The organism is Moraxella sp. CTOTU49803 (genome assembly GCF_032097965.1).
GTDB classification, from domain to species: Bacteria; Pseudomonadota; Gammaproteobacteria; order Pseudomonadales; family Moraxellaceae; genus Faucicola; species Faucicola tetraodonis.
In genome coordinates this window covers 576008-593757 of record NZ_DAMCJP010000001.1, presented here as the reverse complement: position 1 = coordinate 593757, position 17750 = coordinate 576008, and the positions used below count along the sequence as shown (strand labels likewise).

Annotated in this window: 16 protein-coding genes; 9 read left to right on the top strand and 7 right to left on the bottom strand. The window is 42.6% G+C overall.

Going from position 1 to position 17750, the window contains the following annotated elements; all coding sequences use genetic code 11:
- Positions 1-82 precede the first annotated feature (82 nt).
- The 6 genes from RT422_RS02655 (at position 83) to accC (ending at position 7824) form a co-directional block, all read left to right on the top strand.
- Complete coding sequence (locus tag RT422_RS02655) at positions 83-1597, top strand: protein adenylyltransferase SelO family protein (protein ID WP_313421180.1); 1515 nt, start codon at positions 83-85, stop codon at positions 1595-1597.
- Positions 1598-1738: 141 nt separating this feature from the next.
- The gene (locus tag RT422_RS02650; protein WP_313421179.1) at positions 1739-4045 is read left to right on the top strand and encodes an NADP-dependent malic enzyme; all 2307 of its coding nucleotides are present in this window, start codon (positions 1739-1741) and stop codon (positions 4043-4045) included.
- Positions 4046-4128: 83 nt separating this feature from the next.
- Positions 4129-5310 (top strand): CCA tRNA nucleotidyltransferase, encoded by a 1182-nt coding sequence (locus RT422_RS02645; RefSeq protein ID WP_313421178.1) that lies wholly within the window; start codon positions 4129-4131, stop codon positions 5308-5310.
- Positions 5311-5320: 10 nt separating this feature from the next.
- Positions 5321-5812 carry a type II 3-dehydroquinate dehydratase gene (gene aroQ / locus RT422_RS02640; RefSeq protein ID WP_313421176.1) on the top strand — a complete coding sequence of 164 codons (492 nt, stop codon included), beginning with the start codon at positions 5321-5323 and terminating at the stop codon, positions 5810-5812.
- A gap of 168 nt (positions 5813-5980) precedes the next feature.
- Positions 5981-6400, top strand: coding sequence for an acetyl-CoA carboxylase biotin carboxyl carrier protein (gene accB, locus RT422_RS02635; RefSeq protein ID WP_007116723.1), 420 nt, complete (start codon positions 5981-5983; stop codon positions 6398-6400).
- A gap of 56 nt (positions 6401-6456) precedes the next feature.
- Positions 6457-7824, top strand: coding sequence for an acetyl-CoA carboxylase biotin carboxylase subunit (gene accC, locus RT422_RS02630; protein WP_284033987.1), 1368 nt, complete (start codon positions 6457-6459; stop codon positions 7822-7824).
- A gap of 51 nt (positions 7825-7875) precedes the next feature.
- On the opposite strand, the gene ruvA is transcribed toward accC, so the two are convergent.
- The 4 genes from ruvA to RT422_RS02610 form a co-directional block, all read right to left on the bottom strand.
- Complete coding sequence (gene ruvA, locus RT422_RS02625; protein WP_007116725.1) at positions 7876-8496, bottom strand: Holliday junction branch migration protein RuvA; 621 nt, start codon at positions 8494-8496, stop codon at positions 7876-7878.
- A gap of 108 nt (positions 8497-8604) precedes the next feature.
- Complete coding sequence (gene fba, locus RT422_RS02620; protein WP_007116726.1) at positions 8605-9642, bottom strand: class II fructose-bisphosphate aldolase; 1038 nt, start codon at positions 9640-9642, stop codon at positions 8605-8607.
- A 214-nt stretch (positions 9643-9856) separates the two neighbouring features.
- On the bottom strand, positions 9857-10261 hold the full coding sequence (locus RT422_RS02615; RefSeq protein WP_007116727.1) for a hypothetical protein: 405 nt from the start codon (positions 10259-10261) through the stop codon (positions 9857-9859).
- Positions 10262-10436: 175 nt separating this feature from the next.
- Positions 10437-11627, bottom strand: coding sequence for a phosphoglycerate kinase (locus RT422_RS02610; RefSeq protein ID WP_284033986.1), 1191 nt, complete (start codon positions 11625-11627; stop codon positions 10437-10439).
- A 278-nt stretch (positions 11628-11905) separates the two neighbouring features.
- Here RT422_RS02610 and RT422_RS02605 point away from each other — a divergent pair, with 278 nt between their 5' ends.
- The gene (locus RT422_RS02605) at positions 11906-12232 is read left to right on the top strand and encodes a TraR/DksA family transcriptional regulator (protein WP_284033985.1); all 327 of its coding nucleotides are present in this window, start codon (positions 11906-11908) and stop codon (positions 12230-12232) included.
- A gap of 89 nt (positions 12233-12321) precedes the next feature.
- On the opposite strand, the gene RT422_RS02600 is transcribed toward RT422_RS02605, so the two are convergent.
- Both RT422_RS02600 and RT422_RS02595 read right to left on the bottom strand, forming a co-directional pair.
- Entirely contained in the window at positions 12322-13356 is a 1035-nt protein-coding gene (locus RT422_RS02600) for a D-alanyl-D-alanine carboxypeptidase family protein (RefSeq protein ID WP_284033984.1), read from the bottom strand.
- 356 nt (positions 13357-13712) lie between these two features.
- Positions 13713-15464 carry a glutamine--tRNA ligase/YqeY domain fusion protein gene (locus RT422_RS02595; protein ID WP_313421175.1) on the bottom strand — a complete coding sequence of 584 codons (1752 nt, stop codon included), beginning with the start codon at positions 15462-15464 and terminating at the stop codon, positions 13713-13715.
- Between the two features lie 212 nt (positions 15465-15676).
- Here RT422_RS02595 and RT422_RS02590 point away from each other — a divergent pair, with 212 nt between their 5' ends.
- Together RT422_RS02590 and RT422_RS02585 are read left to right on the top strand one after the other, a co-directional pair.
- A complete protein-coding gene (locus RT422_RS02590; protein WP_060994994.1) occupies positions 15677-16186 on the top strand; it encodes a peptidylprolyl isomerase in 510 nt (169 codons plus the stop codon).
- Positions 16187-16195: 9 nt separating this feature from the next.
- Positions 16196-16981, top strand: a complete 786-nt coding sequence (locus tag RT422_RS02585; protein ID WP_313421174.1) for a UDP-2,3-diacylglucosamine diphosphatase — start codon at positions 16196-16198, stop codon at positions 16979-16981.
- Between the two features lie 38 nt (positions 16982-17019).
- Here the strand turns inward: RT422_RS02585 and RT422_RS02580 are convergent, their stop codons facing one another.
- Positions 17020-17742 carry a phosphoribosyltransferase gene (locus tag RT422_RS02580; protein ID WP_227522682.1) on the bottom strand — a complete coding sequence of 241 codons (723 nt, stop codon included), beginning with the start codon at positions 17740-17742 and terminating at the stop codon, positions 17020-17022.
- Positions 17743-17750: the final 8 nt, after the last annotated feature.

The window sequence follows — 17750 nt, the reverse complement described above, 5'->3', positions numbered from 1 at the left end:
ATAGCGCAATTAATAACTTAAAACGCCTTAAACAGGGGCATTTAACATCCAGATTAGTAATGCCTATAAACATGGAAAAATTATGAAAATTGAAAACTCGTATGCCACGCTCGATCCAAGGCTTTATCATAAACAACCCCCAAAACCGCTCACGAACCCGCAAGCAGGGCATTTTAATCCGCAAGTCGCCCACCAAATTGGTTGGGCTGATGATGAGTTTTTAACACAGCATTGGGTCGAAATCTTGGGCGGTGACATGGTTCCCGACGGTTTTGAACCATTAGCCATGGCGTATGCTGGACACCAATTTGGGCAATGGGCAGGGCAATTAGGCGATGGTCGTGGTCTATTACTCGCGCAGGTAATCAATAAAGACGGACAATTGACCGATTTGCATCTAAAAGGCGCAGGATTAACCCCCTACTCGCGCATGGGGGATGGTCGTGCGGTGATTCGAAGCGTCGTGCGAGAGTATTTGGCAGGTCATGCGCTTAATGGCTTGGGCATTCGGTCTAGCAACGCGCTAGGCTTTGTGGTGTCAGATACCCCTGTCAACCGTGAGACACGTGAACGCGGCGCGGCGCTACTACGTACCGCAGATTGTCATATTCGCTTCGGGCATTTTGAATGGGTGGCAAATTATGCGCCTGATTTATTGCTGTATTTTACCCGTTATGTCATCAAAACTTATTTCGCCGACTGTTTTGACAGTGATACGCCCATTCAAGATTTTTTGAGACAAGTCGTTGATAAAACTGCCAAAACCATTGCCGACTGGCAGCTGATTGGCTTTGCCCATGGGGTGATGAATACCGACAATTTATCTATCACAGGTGCGACCATCGATTTTGGTCCTTATGGTTTTATGGAGCGCTTTAATCCGATTTGGATCAATAACCATTCTGATTACAACGGGCGTTATGTTTATCAAAACCAGCCATCCATTGGACTTTGGAATTTGTCACGTCTGATTACCTTATTTTTACGTCTTAATGGCGAAAAACTGACCGCCAATCATCCGCCAGAAACCTTGTCGCGCGAGCATTTAACCGACATTTTAGACAGTTTTGGTGAGATTTTTTATCAGTATTATCAGCAAGGTCTCTGCCAAAAATTTGGCTTACCCAGCAGTGAAGAAAACTGTGACTTTGCTTTGCAGTACTTAGAGACCATGCAGCAAAACAAACTCGACTTTACCAACAGTTTGCGAGCGCTAGTAGCAATCGTTGCTGACGCCAAACCCAATGATAAATTAAACCTATTACATGAATTTAATTTACTTAATCAGTTGAAAATTTCAATTAGCAGCGGTAACGGTCAACCCAATGCCACCTTAGCGGACTGGATTGCTACCTACCATACCAAATTACAGCAGGATTCTTTGCAGTTGGTAATGGCCCACAATCCAGTGTATATATTAAGAAATAGTATGGCACAGCAAGCCATTGAATTGGCTGAACAAAATGACATGAGCGAGGTAAATAGACTATATCAGCTATTGGCTAATCCTTACCAAGTTAGTGCATTAGCCAAGCCAAGTGACACTGAGCCACCGTTGGCAGATGCGCCTGAAATATGTGTCAGCTGCTCATCTTGAGGTAACAGACAAGGTCGGTAGCGCGATTTTTTACCTAACTAGTTTTATTTTTTGCCGGTACTCAACTAGTCATCAATCTGTCAATAGTGCTAGAATAGCGAACACTACGATTCGAAAACGACTGTCGCAACGAAGGATATTATGGATAAATTATCGCCGACCAACAATGGCTTATCAGACAAAGAATTATTTGAACAAGCCGCTTTGCATTATCATGCCAATCCACGCCCAGGTAAAATTTCTGTTACTCCCATCAAGGCACTTGCCAACCAACGGGATTTGGCACTTGCCTATTCGCCTGGCGTTGCCGTACCTTGTCTGGAAATTGAAAAAGACCCCAAAAAAGCCGCGCTTTATACTGCTCGTAGCAACTTAGTCGGGGTGGTGACCAATGGTACCGCTGTTTTAGGATTGGGCAATATCGGTCCTTTGGCGTCAAAACCTGTGATGGAAGGTAAAGGCGTGCTGTTCAAAAAATTTGCCGGCATTGATGTGTTTGACATTGAAGTGGCACAAAACGATCCGGATAAATTCATCGAAGCGATTGCCTCTTTAGAGCCTACCTTCGGCGGTATCAATCTTGAAGATATCAAAGCCCCTGAGTGTTTTTATATCGAAAAAGAATTGCGTAAACGCATGAATATCCCTGTGTTCCATGATGACCAACATGGCACCGCGATTATTGCATCAGCTGCGTTATTAAACGCGCTAGAAATTACCGGCAAAAAAATCGAAGACATCAAAATTGTGGTATCTGGTGCGGGTGCCGCAGCGATTTCTTGCTTAGATTTGATTTGTGCGTTAGGCGCCAAAAAAGAACACATCTTTGTCGCTGACTCAAAAGGTATCATCGCAACCACTCGTCCTAACCTAGATGAGTCAAAACAGCGTTATGCTCGCGACACCGAAGCCAAAACCTTATCAGATGTGATTGAAGGCGCGGACATGTTTTTAGGTCTATCTGCCGCTGGTATGCTGACCCAAGATATGGTAAAACGCATGGCGCAAGATCCCATTATCTTCGCCCTCGCCAATCCAAACCCAGAAATCCTACCTGAAGATGCCAAAGCGGTGCGTCCCGATGCGATTATCGCTACAGGTCGCTCTGACTATCCAAACCAAGTAAACAACGCACTGTGCTTCCCGTATATCTTCCGTGGGGCGCTTGACGTCGGTGCCACGACCGTCAACGAAGAAATGAAAATTGCCTGCGTGCGAGCCATTGCTGCCATGGCACATGTAGAAGCCACGCCACAAAAAGGTCAAAAAACGGTGGATGAAACCCAACGTTTTGGTCGTGAATACTTAATTCCGGGACCGCTAGAGCCAAATTTGATTTTGGAGATTGCACCAGCGGTTGCCAAAGCTGCGATGGATTCTGGCGTTGCCACGCTACCCATCGAAAACATGCGTGCTTATCGCGATAAACTCTCAGAGTTTGTTTATAACTCTGCCTTCTTGATGAAACCTATTTTCACCCGTGCCAAACAAGAGCCAAAACGTATCGTTTACTGTGAAGGTGAGGATGAAAACGTATTACGGGCAGTGCAAGTGGTGGTGGATGAAGGCTTGGCAAAACCTATCTTGGTCGGTCGTCCCACCATTATTGCCAACCAAATCCAACGGTTGGGCTTACGCATGGTGGCGGGTGAAAACTATGACCTAGTCAACATCGAAAGCGACCCACGTTACAAAGACTACTGGCAGTTTTATTATGAGATGAACAAACGCAATGGTGTGACGGTTGAGTTGGCACGTCGTGATGTTCGCCGTAAAACTTCTTTGATTGGCGCGCTAATGGTTGAACGTGGCGATGCTGATGGTATGATTTGTGGTACTTTTGGCTCATACCATTTGCACTTAAACTACGTGCAAAATGTGATCAAAAAACAAGCGGATGCTAAAGATTTTTATGCGTTAAATGCCTTATTGATTCAAGGTCGTAACTTGTTCATCGCTGACACTTACGTGCATGAAGACCCAACTGCTGAACAACTAGCAGAAATGACGGTATTAGCAGCGCAAGAAGTCCGCCGCTTTGGTCTTGAACCCCGTGTGGCATTGTTATCACATTCAAACTTTGGTTCATCTGACTTTGAAAGCGCGAAAAAAATGCGTCAAGTCTATGATTTACTGACCGATATGAATGTTGATTTTGAGTTTGACGGTGAGATGCATGGTGATACCGCGCTTGATGACCGTATCCGCCATACTTCTTTCCCATTTAGCAAATTAACAGGTTCAGCCAACCTACTCATCATGCCAGACTTAGATGCGGCTAACATCGCATTTAACTTGCTAAAAACCGCGACCAATAGTGTCACTGTCGGTCCATTGTTATTGGGAGCGCAAAGACCTGTGCATATCTTGACATCTTCTGCGACAGCACGTCGTATCGTCAATATGACAGCTGTAGCGGTGACGCAAGCGCAAGAATTGGCAAAATAATTTTGTGTTGATTGATAAAACCAGTTTAGTGTTCTAAACTGGTTTTTTTATGGGTTTAATTTAGTTAAAACATCGGGGTGGTCATGCAAGTTTATTTGGTCGGTGGTGCGGTACGCGATTATGTATTAGCACGAGAGGTCACTGAACACGATTATGTGGTAGTCGGCGCAACGCCTGAGCAGATGCTGGAACTGGGTTTTTCGCAAGTAGGTGCCGATTTTCCGGTTTTTTTACACCCAAAGACCCATGACGAATATGCACTGGCTCGCACGGAACGCAAAAGCGGTAACGGCTATCTTGGTTTTAACGTACACGCTGACGCCGCTGTCACCTTAGAAGAGGATTTAGCCAGGCGCGATCTCACCATCAATGCCATGGCCATAGAAGTTAATGGGTTGTTTGACTGCGGTTTTAAACAGGGCAAATTTGATGTGCTCGATATCATCGACCCGTATGATGGCTTAGCAGATATTAACCAAAAAAAATTACGCCATGTGTCCGCCGCTTTTGCAGAAGATCCGGTACGTGTCTTGCGCCTTGCCCGTTTTGCCAGTCGTTATGCCCCGCTCGGATTTACGGTTGATGAATCAACCACGAAACTTACCAGCCAAATGAAAGCCGCGGGTGAGCTCAATCATCTTGTCGCTGAGCGGGTATGGTCAGAGACATCAAAAGCGTTAACGCAGGCTTGGCCGGATATTTATTTTGACACGCTTTATCAGCTCAATGTCCTCGATGTGATTATGCCAAAACTGTATCAAGCATCGAATGATAATCCTAAGCAATGGCAATTGATGCTATCTGCTCTGCGGATGGCGGGAGAGCAACAAGCGGACAACCTCATAAAGTTTGCTTTGGTTGCAACCTGCTTTAAGTCTGATCAGCAACTTAACAACCCAACTACCGAGTATTTAGAATTTTGCCAAGGTTTAAAGGTACCAAAAAACACTGAGCGCTTGGGGTTATTTATTCTTGAGCACTTTGATAAATTAAAAAATTTCGATCACTTAACTGCGGAGCAATTATTTGAACTGTTAAGATTAACTAATAGCCTTAAAGACACCTCACTTTTAGAGCAAGCCTTACAAGTCGTTCATCTTTATCAACAGGTCAAACAAACCGCGCTGTTAGCCACCATCAAAACGCAATTAACGCAAATTTCTGCCAAAGATGTGGCAAGTGAGCTGACCGGCAAACACATCGGCGAAGCCATTGATAAGTTGAGGTTGCAAAAACTTGAGGAAATTTTAAATCACCCACGATAAAGGAAGCATCATGACGACAACGACAGCAATAGCAACAAAGACCCAACTAACCCATGTGTTAGTATTAAATGGTCCCAATCTCAATTTGCTTGGCAAGCGAGAACCAGAAATCTACGGATTTCAAACCCTACAAGATATTGAAGATGATATAAGACAACTAGCCATCAATCATCAAGTTAAACTCACCTGTTTTCAAACAAATCAGGAATCTGCCCTGATTGATAAAATCCATCATCACGGTTTGTTGACCACAAATCCTAATGAGCAGATTGACGCGATTATTATCAATCCCGCTGCCTTTACTCACACATCGGTAGCAATTCGCGATGCCTTACTCGCCGTGAATAAACCTTTTATAGAAGTTCATCTTTCCAATATTCACACCCGTGAGCCATTTCGACAGCATTCTTATTTTAGTGACAAAGCTCAAGCCGTCATCTGTGGTATGGGCGCTTTTGGTTATACCGCGGCGTTTAATTATCTGGTTCAGAAATATCAGTAGCAACATAATATAGCCTAAAATTAATAGCAACATCGCAGCAAATTTTAAGTGTACAAACGTACACAAATATACCCTGCTATATCTATTTATTTTAGAAAAATCTTGTTACAATACGGCAATCTATGAATTAGTTGTCTATGAAGCGTATAATTTTAAGGTAGTTAGGATATGGATATAAGTAAAATCAAACAACTTATTGACTTAATGGAAGAGCGAACGTTAGCAGAATTAACCGTACAAGATGGCGATAAAAAGGTCTCTATTTCCCGCCATTTACCCCAAGCGAATGTTCAACCCGTCACAGCAACTACAACCACCACGACAACCGCTAATGCTGCCCCTGTAAAATCTGGCATGGTAGAAACATCACCAATGGTTGGGGTCTATTATGTTGCACCGAGTCCTAATGACGCGCCATTTATCAAGGTCGGTCAACAAGTACAAGCAGGCGATAGTTTAGGCATTATTGAAGCCATGAAAATCATGAACCCGCTTGAAGCAACCCAAAGCGGTATCATTGCAGAAATCTTGGTACAAAACGGCGATGTGGTGCAATTTGGTCAACCGATTGTCCGTTACGAGTCTTAATTTTTAACTTTTTTGTATATTTGAAGTTTGATTATCGATAAAAATTAGGGATAGCAATGATAAAAAAATTACTGATCGCCAATCGTGGTGAAATTGCACTTCGCATTGTTCGCGCTTGTAAGCAGCTTGGCATCCAAACGGTGGGCGTCTACTCAACTGCAGATGACAACTTGATGCACCTTCGATTCGTTGACGAATCCATCTGTATTGGCAAGCCCAATGCCAGTCAAAGCTATCTCAATATCGATACTATCTTAACAGCCGCAGAAATTTCTGGCGCTGATGCCATTCACCCAGGTTATGGATTTTTATCTGAAAATGCCGAATTTGCCGAACGCGTGGAAGAGGCAGGGCTGACCTTCGTAGGTCCTGCGCCTGAGCACATTCGCTTAATGGGCAACAAAATATCCGCTATCAACGCCATGAAAAAAGCCGGTGTGCCTACCGTCCCTGGTTCAGTGGGTAGCGTCACTCTGGCTAACGCTGAAGAACAAGCTAAAGCCATTGGCTTTCCTCTGTTAATCAAAGCGGCAGCTGGTGGTGGTGGTCGTGGTATGCGTGTGGTTGAACGCCTTGAGCAGTTACTATCTCAAGTGCAAGCCGCCAAACAAGAAGCCGAATTGTGGTTTGGGGATGATAGCGTCTATATGGAGCGCTTTTTAAAAAACCCACGCCATGTTGAAGTGCAAGTGTTAGGTGACGGCGAAGGCAATGCCATTCATTTATTTGATCGCGATTGCTCGCTACAACGTCGTCACCAAAAAGTGCTTGAAGAAGCCCCTGCCCCAGAGATTCCTGATGATATTAAAGAACCCATTTTGCAAGCTTGCGTTCGTGCTTGTGAGCAAATTAACTATCGCGGTGCAGGGACGTTTGAATTTTTATATGAAGACGAGCAATTTTTCTTTATTGAGATGAACACCCGCGTACAGGTTGAACATCCTGTCACTGAGATGATTACCGGCATTGATGTGGTGGTTGAACAACTCAAAATCGCATCTGGCTATGGGCTATCGTATCGTCAAAACGAAATCGAAATTCGCGGTCATGCCATCGAGTGCCGTATCAATGCCGAAGATCCTGTGACTTTCATGCCCTCACCCGGTACGGTGACCCACTTCTTTATGCCAAATGGTAGCGGTGTACGTTTTGACTCGCACCTTTATCCCAACTATGCCATCCCTACCTTTTATGACTCATTAATCGGCAAATTAATCTGTCATGGTCAAACCCGTGAACAAGCGATTGCCAAGCTTCGCCATGCCCTTGACGAGCTGATTATTACGGGCATCAAAACCAATGTGCCATTGCATCGCGATGTGATTTTGCAAGATAAGGCATTTTGTAAACAAGCGCAAAACATTCATTATCTAGAAAAAAACTTATTATCTCCCCCAGAGACGTCAAAAACCGAAAAAGAATAAAGTTAATGGTAAAAAAAAGAGGGTCATTTGAGCCTCTTTTTTTATGCAATTTTAATTCATCGCCAAATTTTTAAGAGACGCCTTAAGCAGATTTTGAATGGTTAACGGTGAATCAATGGCAGATTTTGCCAGTTTTATCGCAGCTTGCGCTTCTTTATCGCGATATCCTAGTGCAATCAACCCCGCTTCGACTTCAGCAATAATAATGCCTTCATTGCCACTATCGGTCTCTAATGGCAATGAAGGTGCAAAACCTGATGTATCACCTAAGTGCTTGATTTTGTCTTTTAATTCAACAATCAATCGCTGTGCGGTTTTTTTGCCAACACCTGGAATACGCGTCAATGCCAGCTCATCATTATTCATCACAAACTGGTGCAACTCCTGCACCGTTACGGTTGACATCATCGCCAAGGCCATCTTTGCCCCAACCCCATTGACTTTAAGCAACAGTCTAAACACTTCCCGATCGCTATGGCTTAAAAACCCAAATAACAACTGAGCATCCTCGCGTACCAAAAAATGTGTCCACAAAGTGACGGACTGATTTAATTGTACTTGGCAAAATGCATTGAGCGGCATCTCAATTTCATACCCAACGCCCGCTGTGGTCATCACTACTACCGTAGGTGCCATTAGATGATGCACTTGCCCTTGAATTAATCCTATCATTGATGACTCACTACAAATAATTTAATCCAATAAAAAAGTGGGCAACCTCAGTCAACCCACTTGAATGTCATGCTTTTTAGTCATTTGCTAAAACTTTAGTTCTAGTATTTAGTTATAGAAACTAACCATTTTTTCTAGGCTAATTGGGCGAATTTTATCCGCATTACCCGCCGTACCAAATGCGGTATAGCGATCGATACAAACCGCTTTCATCGCATCGATAGTCTTGGCAAAATATTTGCGTGGGTCAAACTCTGCTGGGTTTTCAGCGAGGAATTTGCGAATCGCACCCGTTGATGCCAGACGTAAATCGGTGTCGATATTAACTTTACGTACACCATGTTTGATGGCTTCTACAATTTGCTCAACTGGCACACCATAAGTCTCACCGATATTGCCGCCATTTTCATTAATCACTTTGAGCCATTCTTGTGGCACACTTGAAGAGCCGTGCATCACAAGGTGAGTATTAGGAATACGCGCATGAATTTCTTTGATACGTGCAATCGATAAGATATCATCGGTAGGTGGTCGGGTAAATTTATACGCCCCGTGGCTAGTGCCGACTGCAATCGCTAGTGCGTCGACATGGGTATCGTTAACAAATTGCTCAGCTTCATCAGCACTGGTTAACAGCTGTGAATGGTCAAGTTTACCTTCTGCCCCTACGCCATCTTCTTCGCCAGCCATACCTGTTTCAAGGCTACCCAAAACGCCAATTTCACCTTCTACTGATACACCACAAGCATGAGAGAGTTTTACCACTTCACGCGTCACTGCCACATTATAATCATAGTCTGCAGGGGTTTTACCATCACTCTTTAACGAGCCATCCATCATCACCGATGAAAAACCCAATTGGATTGAACGCTGGCAAACCTCTGGACTGGTACCATGGTCTTGGTGCATAACCACTGGAATATGTGGCCACTCTTCAATGGCAGACAAAATAAGATGGCGTAAAAATGGGGCACCTGCGTATTTGCGTGCGCCTGCCGATGCTTGCACAATCACAGGTGAGTTGGTTTCATCGGCTGCCATCATAATGGCACGCATTTGCTCTAAGTTATTGACGTTAAATGCAGGAACACCATAGTTGTTTTCTGCTGCATGGTCTAAAAGCTGACGCAAAGAAATCAAAGCCATATTACTTTCTCTTAGTAAAGTTAATAATCAATTGAAAATTTTAGAAAAATTGGGTTTTGCCATGTTGGACAAGGCTTGAGTATAACAGAAGTGCACTACAATTTAAATTCAAAAAAATAACTTTGAAATGATTGATATTATGAAAAAATAGTTAACTCAATAAAATAAAAAGCCCCAAAATGATTTTGGGGCTTTTTTAGGCTGAATGCTAAATTTAGTATTTTTGTTTTTCTGGCACGGTTGTTTGAATATCAGTATTGCTATTTGCTGCATCGTTTTTAACCGCTTCTGCACCTTGGGCTACATTGGCTGCACCAGTCGCTACAGCAGAGGCTACGTTTTCGGTGGCTTGCGCGGCGCCATTGGCAACAGCTTCAGTCGCGTTGATTGCTGCGCCTTGGGCAACCGCGGCACCCGTGGTAGCAGCACTGGCAACTGCGTCACCTGCATTTGCTGTTGCACTGGCGGCACTTGCAGTCGCGTCTTTAATGTCTTGACCCGCTGCGCTTGCTGCGGCTTCAGGTTGACCGTTAGCTGCGGCTTCTTCGGTTTTTTTACTACATGCCGTGATTGATAAAGTGGCTAATAAAGTTGCCAATACTAAATTACGTTTTAACATATTCATTCCTTAAACGCCAAACATATGGGTATACATACTTATATAATATCTTATCGACAAGATATTTTTGGTGCAATTAATTACAATGTTTAAAATACAAATATTAACTTAACATTACATTTATTCAGCCATGATAAATTTAAATCGCTGAATTAATGATAATGATTGGTAGCATTTAGGCACGTTGGCTCAGTGCGTGCACGGCAGGTAATGTTTTACCTTCCACAAATTCTAAGAACGCCCCGCCCCCGGTTGATGTGTAGCTTACTTTATCGGCGACCTTGTATTTATCAATCGCAGCGAGCGTATCACCACCGCCTGCAATGCTAAAGCCTGCACTTGCTGCGACTGCTTCACTAACGATTTTGGTACCTTCACCAAATTTATCGACTTCAAATACGCCGACAGGACCATTCCATAAGATGGTTTTGGCATTTTTAATCGCATCGGCAAGTTTCGCCGCACTGCTTGCACTAATGTCTAGAATCATTTCATCATCTGCAATGATATCGACTGATTTGGTTACCGCATCGGCAGATTCTAGCGAGCCCAAAAAATCATCAAAATCAATCTGTGATTTTTTGGCGACGACCACTTCGTCAGGTAATAATACATTGGTTTCTTGCATAATGCTTTTGGCCGTTTCCACCATGTCCGCTTCATATAAGGATGCACCGACATTGGCACCTTTGGCTGCCAAGAATGTATTGGCAATACCACCGCCTACAATGATTTGGTCACAGATTTTTGCCAATGATTTAAGCACATCTAATTTGGTAGAAACTTTCGAGCCACCAACAATCGCAAGCATTGGCTTGGCTGGGTTATCCAAAGCTTTGGCTAATGCATCAAGTTCTGCCGCCAATAATGGGCCTGCACAGGCAATCTTTGCTTTGGCGATAACGCCTTCTGTCGACGCTTCAGCACGGTGAGCCGTACCGAAAGCATCCATCACAAATACATCACATAAAGCAGCGTAGCGTTCAGATAAAGCGGCATCATTTTTCTTCTCACCCGCATTAAAACGTACATTTTCCAGTAGCACAACTTCACCTGGGGCTACTGTCACATTATTTTGGGCATAATCGGTCATTAATTTGACAGGTTTGCCAAGGGCATCGCCCAAATAATCTGCGACTGGCTGCAACGAATATTTGGCTTCAGGGTTTGATGGGTCTGGGCGGCCTAGATGCGAACACACGATAACCGCTGCGCCTTTATCTAAAGCCAACTGAATAGTGGGCAAGCTTGCTTTTAAGCGGGCATCATTGGCAATTTTGCCATCTTTTAACGGTACATTTAAATCTTCGCGAATCAAAACTGTTTTGCCAGAAACATCAATATCGTTTAAACGAGCAAATTGCATGGATTAACCTCTAAGTTAACAACAGGATGGTGACCCGTAGGGGTTGCTAAAACGTCGTCACATGACAACAAAAATTGAATAAAAAAATAAGCGTAGATTAGCATATTTTGAGTATTTTTAACATTATTGATGCTATCAACTAACGCCACGCGCGGTGATAACACGGTATTACTACTATATTACTACTTTATTAAGAAGGGTGTTGATGATAAGCTTATAATAACAAAAACATGAACGCAGCACTGCGTTCAATATTTTATTATAAAATTGGAGGCCGTATGGTTAACCTTGACAAAGCAAAACAACGATTACTTGACCTAAAACAAGAATACCAAACTCGCGTGTATAAAATCCAACATGATATGCAAAATCCTGATACGGATATGACCCAAGATTGGGATGACCAAGCGGTGATTAATGAGCAAAACGATGTACGTAAAAACTTGCTAGTCGAAGCCCAGCAAAACCTTGAATTGGTGAATAATGCCTTACTTCGTATCGAAAATGGAACTTATGGTATTTGCGCTGTGAGTGGTGAAGAAATCGAGCCCGCGCGCCTAGAAGCAGTACCTTTTGCAACCACCTGTATGAAACACGCTAAATAGCTGGTTTTGGTAGTTTTGTCCCCATAAAAAAGCAAGGACAGTTATCCTTGCTTTTTTATCAAAAAATCAGTCAGTAAATTGCGAATTGATTAGGTGAATCGGCGCATGCTTAAATTAGCAATAATGTTTTCTGCATCGTTCCAGCGGGTTTTTGAGTCATTGGCGCCCAATAAAACTACGATGGCTGGACGATTACCGACATTGGTTTCAAATAAAACACAGTTACCCGCTTCACGAATATACCCTGTTTTTGATAGGCCAATATTGTATAAACCATCACGCACCATGTAATTGGTACTGCGCGCTGCAACCGTGCGATAACCTGAATTGATATTATTTACCCCAAATTGGCGGCTAGGCGTGGTACTAAACTGGCTAATTAAATTATGCTTATAAGCATAGCGCGCCAAAATTGCCAAATCACGCGGTGATGCCACATTCCGAGAATCCAAACCCGATGGGTCATAATAACGGGTTTGCGTCATCCCCAATTCACGCGCTTTTTGGTTCATACGGCTGATAAAATTGTCATAGCCCATAGGGTCAGTACGTGCTAATGCTTTAGCCGCGGGATTTTCTGATTTCATCATCATCATCAGTAGCATTTCAGCACGATTAAGCTGATCGCCAACTTTTAGACGGTCACTACCCGATTGTTTTGGGGTTTTGAAATCTAATGGACTAATCGTCAATATTTCGCTCATATTAGCGCCTGATTCCGCCACTACCACAGCCGTCATCAATTTACTGATTGAGGCAATGGGACGAGCGATATCAGCATTTTTTTCATAAATGGTATTGCCCGTTAACGCATCCACTACCAAAGCGCCTTTGGAATTGGCAAAATAGCTGCCCGAAGCCCGCGTGGTGTCTTGAGACCAAGCAGGATTGTAGCTATCATCCTCGCTGTATGCATTGTTATAGTTATTATAATTACCGCTATTAAAACTTGTCGTCTGTGGCGTGCTGTTATACATGATGGCACGGGCTTTATCTAAACTACCTTGCCCACCCCAACTAACCTTAGCTTGGCTACCTGTCTGCATATTTAATTCAGCATTACTTTGTACGCCAACCAGTGCAATGACAGCACCTAACAACGTTTTCTTTAACAATGTTTTCATATCAACACTCTCAATCAAATCATGGTTAACTTGCTGTTGGATAAAGCATACAGTTACCAAAAATACCAATATATTTACGAAAAACAGATCAACAACAATACCTTAAGCCTAATAGCCATTAAAATCAAGCCATTAAAAGTTACAAAATCTAACAAGAATAACGGATTGATTACGCAAGACTGACTTAAATTTACGATGAGTAGTTTAGCACAGTACATATGTTACGCATGTAAAAAAATAACAAAACCGTTTAGCTAATACAATAATAAAACCATAAGTAACAATAGGTTAAGATATCCTTTTATAAAAAAAGCTGACATATTGCTATGCCAGCTAGTTTTTAAGTTAAAGATAATTTATGGTTTGAAACTGTCTTTTAAGGTCACAATACGGTTAAACACCAAATGCTCTGGTGAATAATCTTTACTATCTGCCACAAAAAACCCTTCACGTTCAAATTGGAACCGCTCGCCTGCATTGACTTGTGATAAAGAAGGCTCGACAATGGCATCTACTTCACGTAGCGAGTTAGGGTTAATCTCTGCAGCTAAATTATTGATGTCAATTTTGGCAGGGTCTTCTTGGGTAAACAGCTGCTCATACAGACGTACCTTCGCGGGTACACCTAGACTGGCTGACACCCAATGGATCACACCTTTAACCTTACGTCCTTCTGGATTGTTGCCCAACGTTTTTGGGTCAATAGTCGCTGTTAACCCCACCACTTCACCATTGTCATCGGTGATGTGCTCCTCAATCTTTAACACATAACTATTGCGTAAGCGGATTTCTGGGTTTTGCGGTGATAAACGTTTATAGCCTTCAGGTGGCGTGATTTCAAAATCCCCTTTATCAATATAAATTTCTTTAGTAAAAGGAATGTCACGCGTACCTTGGCTGTCATCATGGCTATTTTTAGGCTGGGTCAACCATAAAACACCATTGTCGAGTTTAGTTTTTACACTGTCTTTTTTGAGTGTTTCAACATTGGCGACGGCTTCATCAAAATTGGTAATGGTCACTTTTAGTGGGCTTAGTACCGCCATGGCACGATTCACATGCTCTAATGAGTTACGGATACTAAATTCCAGTAAGCCAAAATCCACCACGCCGTCTGACTTGCTGACGCCTACACGGTCACAAAAATCTCGCAAGCCTTCAGGGGTATAACCACGGCGGCGCATACCGGCAATTGTCGGCATACGAGGATCGTCCCACCCGCTCACCAAGTCATCTTCGACCAGTTTTTTGAGTTTGCGTTTACTGGTCAAAATATGGTTTACGTTTAGGCGGGCAAATTCATATTGGTGTGGTTCTTTGGCAAAGCCCACTTTATCTACCACCCAATCATAAAACGGACGGTGGTCTTCAAATTCTAGGGTGCAAATCGAATGGGTAATACCTTCGATGGCATCTGACAACGGGTGAGCATAATCGTACATGGGATAAATACACCAATCATCGCCTGTTTGGTGATGCGCTTGGTGCATGACACGATACAAAATTGGATCGCGCATATTCATATTGGGGCTTGCCATGTCGATTTTGGCACGAAGCACCGCTTCACCGTTGCCATATTTGCCTGATTTCATATCGTCAAAGCGTTGCAAATTCTCTTCAACACTGGCATCACGGTAAGGTGAATTTTTACCTGCTTGACCAAAATTACCGCGGTTTTCACGAATATCTTCAGGACTTTGCAAATCAACATAGGCATCGCCTTGTTTGATTAATTTCACCGCCCAATCATACAATTGACCAAAATAACTAGACGCATAGCGCGCCTCGCCTGCCCAATAAAACCCGAGCCATTTGACATCATCTTTGATATTATCGACAAACTCCTGATCTTCAGCATCAGGATTGGTGTCATCAAACCGTAGGTTACACAGCCCTGCAAACTCCTTGGCAAGCCCAAAGTTGAGACAAATAGATTTGACATGACCCAAATGTAAGTAGCCATTTGGCTCAGGTGGAAAACGGGTCACAATCTGGCTATATTTTTGCGAAGCAAGGTCATCACGTACGATCGCACGGATAAAGTCATTTTTTTCACTACTGGTTGCTGTATCGTCGGTTTTTGTATTTTTGTCGGTCGTCGCCGTCATTTGGTTGCCCCTTACCTATTACAAAAATGGTGAACTAATCTTCCATTCTAGCAGTTTTTTGACATTGAAAAAACTTAAATGAATTTAATTGAAACATTTAATTTTGCCAACTTTGCAAACTAAATACTGACTTTTTGATTGAAAATCGCTAGGATAGCCACAACAATTGCAAGATACGTTTTTTTAACCATAAAAACCATTAGGAGCACACAATGGATATGCCATACGTAGAATTAGAAACCACCATGGGTAACATCGTTATCGAACTCAATCAAGAAAAAGCCCCCAATACCGTGGCAAACTTCTTAGAATACGTCAAATCAGGTCATTATGATGGCACGATTTTTCACCGCGTCATTGACGGTTTTATGATTCAAGGTGGCGGTATGGACGCCAACATGACAGAAAAATCTACCAATGCCCCAATCCAAAACGAAGCAGATAATGGCTTGAAAAATGAAGTCGGCACGATTGCGATGGCACGTACTTCTGACCCACATTCAGCGACCGCGCAATTTTTTATCAATGTAAAAGACAATAGCTTCCTCAACTTCTCGGGCAAAAACCCACAAGGTTGGGGCTATGCGGTGTTTGGTAAAGTGACTGAGGGCATGGACATTGTCAATAAAATCAAAGGTGTGCCGACTGGTAAATACGGTTTCCACGCTGATGTACCAACCACGCCTGTGGTGATCACCCATGCAAAAGTAATTGAGAAATAATTTTTTTGTATGCAAAGTTTTGCAGATTTGGTCATCGATAATCCCTCTGCCATTGCGCAGGTTCTTATCAGTGACTTACATTTGAGCATGAATGAGCCTGCCACTAATCCTTTAGGGCAGGCTTTTTTAGATTTTTTAGATAAATTGGCTCTATTGCCCAACTTAACACAGTTTTTTATTTTGGGTGATTGGTTTGAAGCTTGGCTAGGGGATGATGTTGCCGATACAGACACATTAACAGATGCGCTTCAGCCGATTATAGCAAAGCTCAAAACATTATCTGATAAAAACTGCCAGATTTTTGTCATGCATGGTAATCGGGATTTTTTGCTTGGGCAGCAATTTTGCGACAAATTTGGCGGGCAATTGATTTTTGAGCCGTTTTATCTGACATTAAATGGCAGAAAAGTTCGCCTAGAACATGGCGATGCGCTGTGCACCGATGATAAAGGTTACCAACGCTTTCGCAAAATCATCCAACATCCTATCACTAAAAAAATTTTACTCGCGCTACCCATCAAAAAACGCCAACAAATTGCGCAAGATTTGCGCCAAAAAAGCAAAACTGATAATGCCAAAAAATCCCTGCAAATCATGGATGTCAATGAACAAGCCGTCAGACAAGCCTTGCAAAAAGCCGATATACTGATTCATGGGCATACTCACCGCCCTGCTCTTCATCAAATTGGCGATAAACAACGGTTAGTGCTCGGCGATTGGCGGATTAGAGATAATCAGGTACTTGCTGAAATTTGTCTTATTGATGAAACCTCGATTATCTTATTACCACTTTAGTCATCTTTAAAATTTTTTGACTATTAATAGAGGCTCTTTTAAAGTCCTGCTTCAATGAGTCTATTTCTGATTTCGTCAAGTGATTTTGGTTTTTTGAAATGCCCGAGTTCACCGCTTGTGAGGTATTCGAGAGGAAAGTGAAATTCATTTTGCCACCATTGAGCTAAATCAGGATGTTTAAGCTGAATTAATTGTATCATTTTTTGGGTTGGAACAATATCAAAAAAAGGTAATTGATAGCCAGTTAATACAACTGCTTGAATTACCTTACCGCCCATTGTTTCTATATAGCCTTTAAGTCCTGCTAATGTACCACCCATCGCCACTGTATCATCAACGATTAAGTATTCTCGACCACGTTCAACTTCGCCAGTAAAAATAGCTTGTCTGACGATTCGCTCATAAGCACTAGCCTTAGTATGGTTCGCTTTTACAGCTTGTACGATGTCAAAGGTGATGGGCAGATTTAACTCATTGGCAAGAATTTGACCAAATACCATTGGAAGTCTATTATTTCCCAAAAATTCTATCGCTAATACAGGAGCGATAATAGGAGATTTTCCTTGTAAGCAATGCTTGATACTTGCTATATCCTTTTGTGTCATCAATTGAGTTAAGAGTTTAATAGCGGATAATTCATTACCCGATTTAGCTTGTATATACAGGTCTTCATCGAGGTTTTTCAATGTATTTAAAGCATATAACACCAAAATGGGTGGAAAATCCACCCAAGTTGTTCTTTTAGCATATATACTATCCATGATATTGC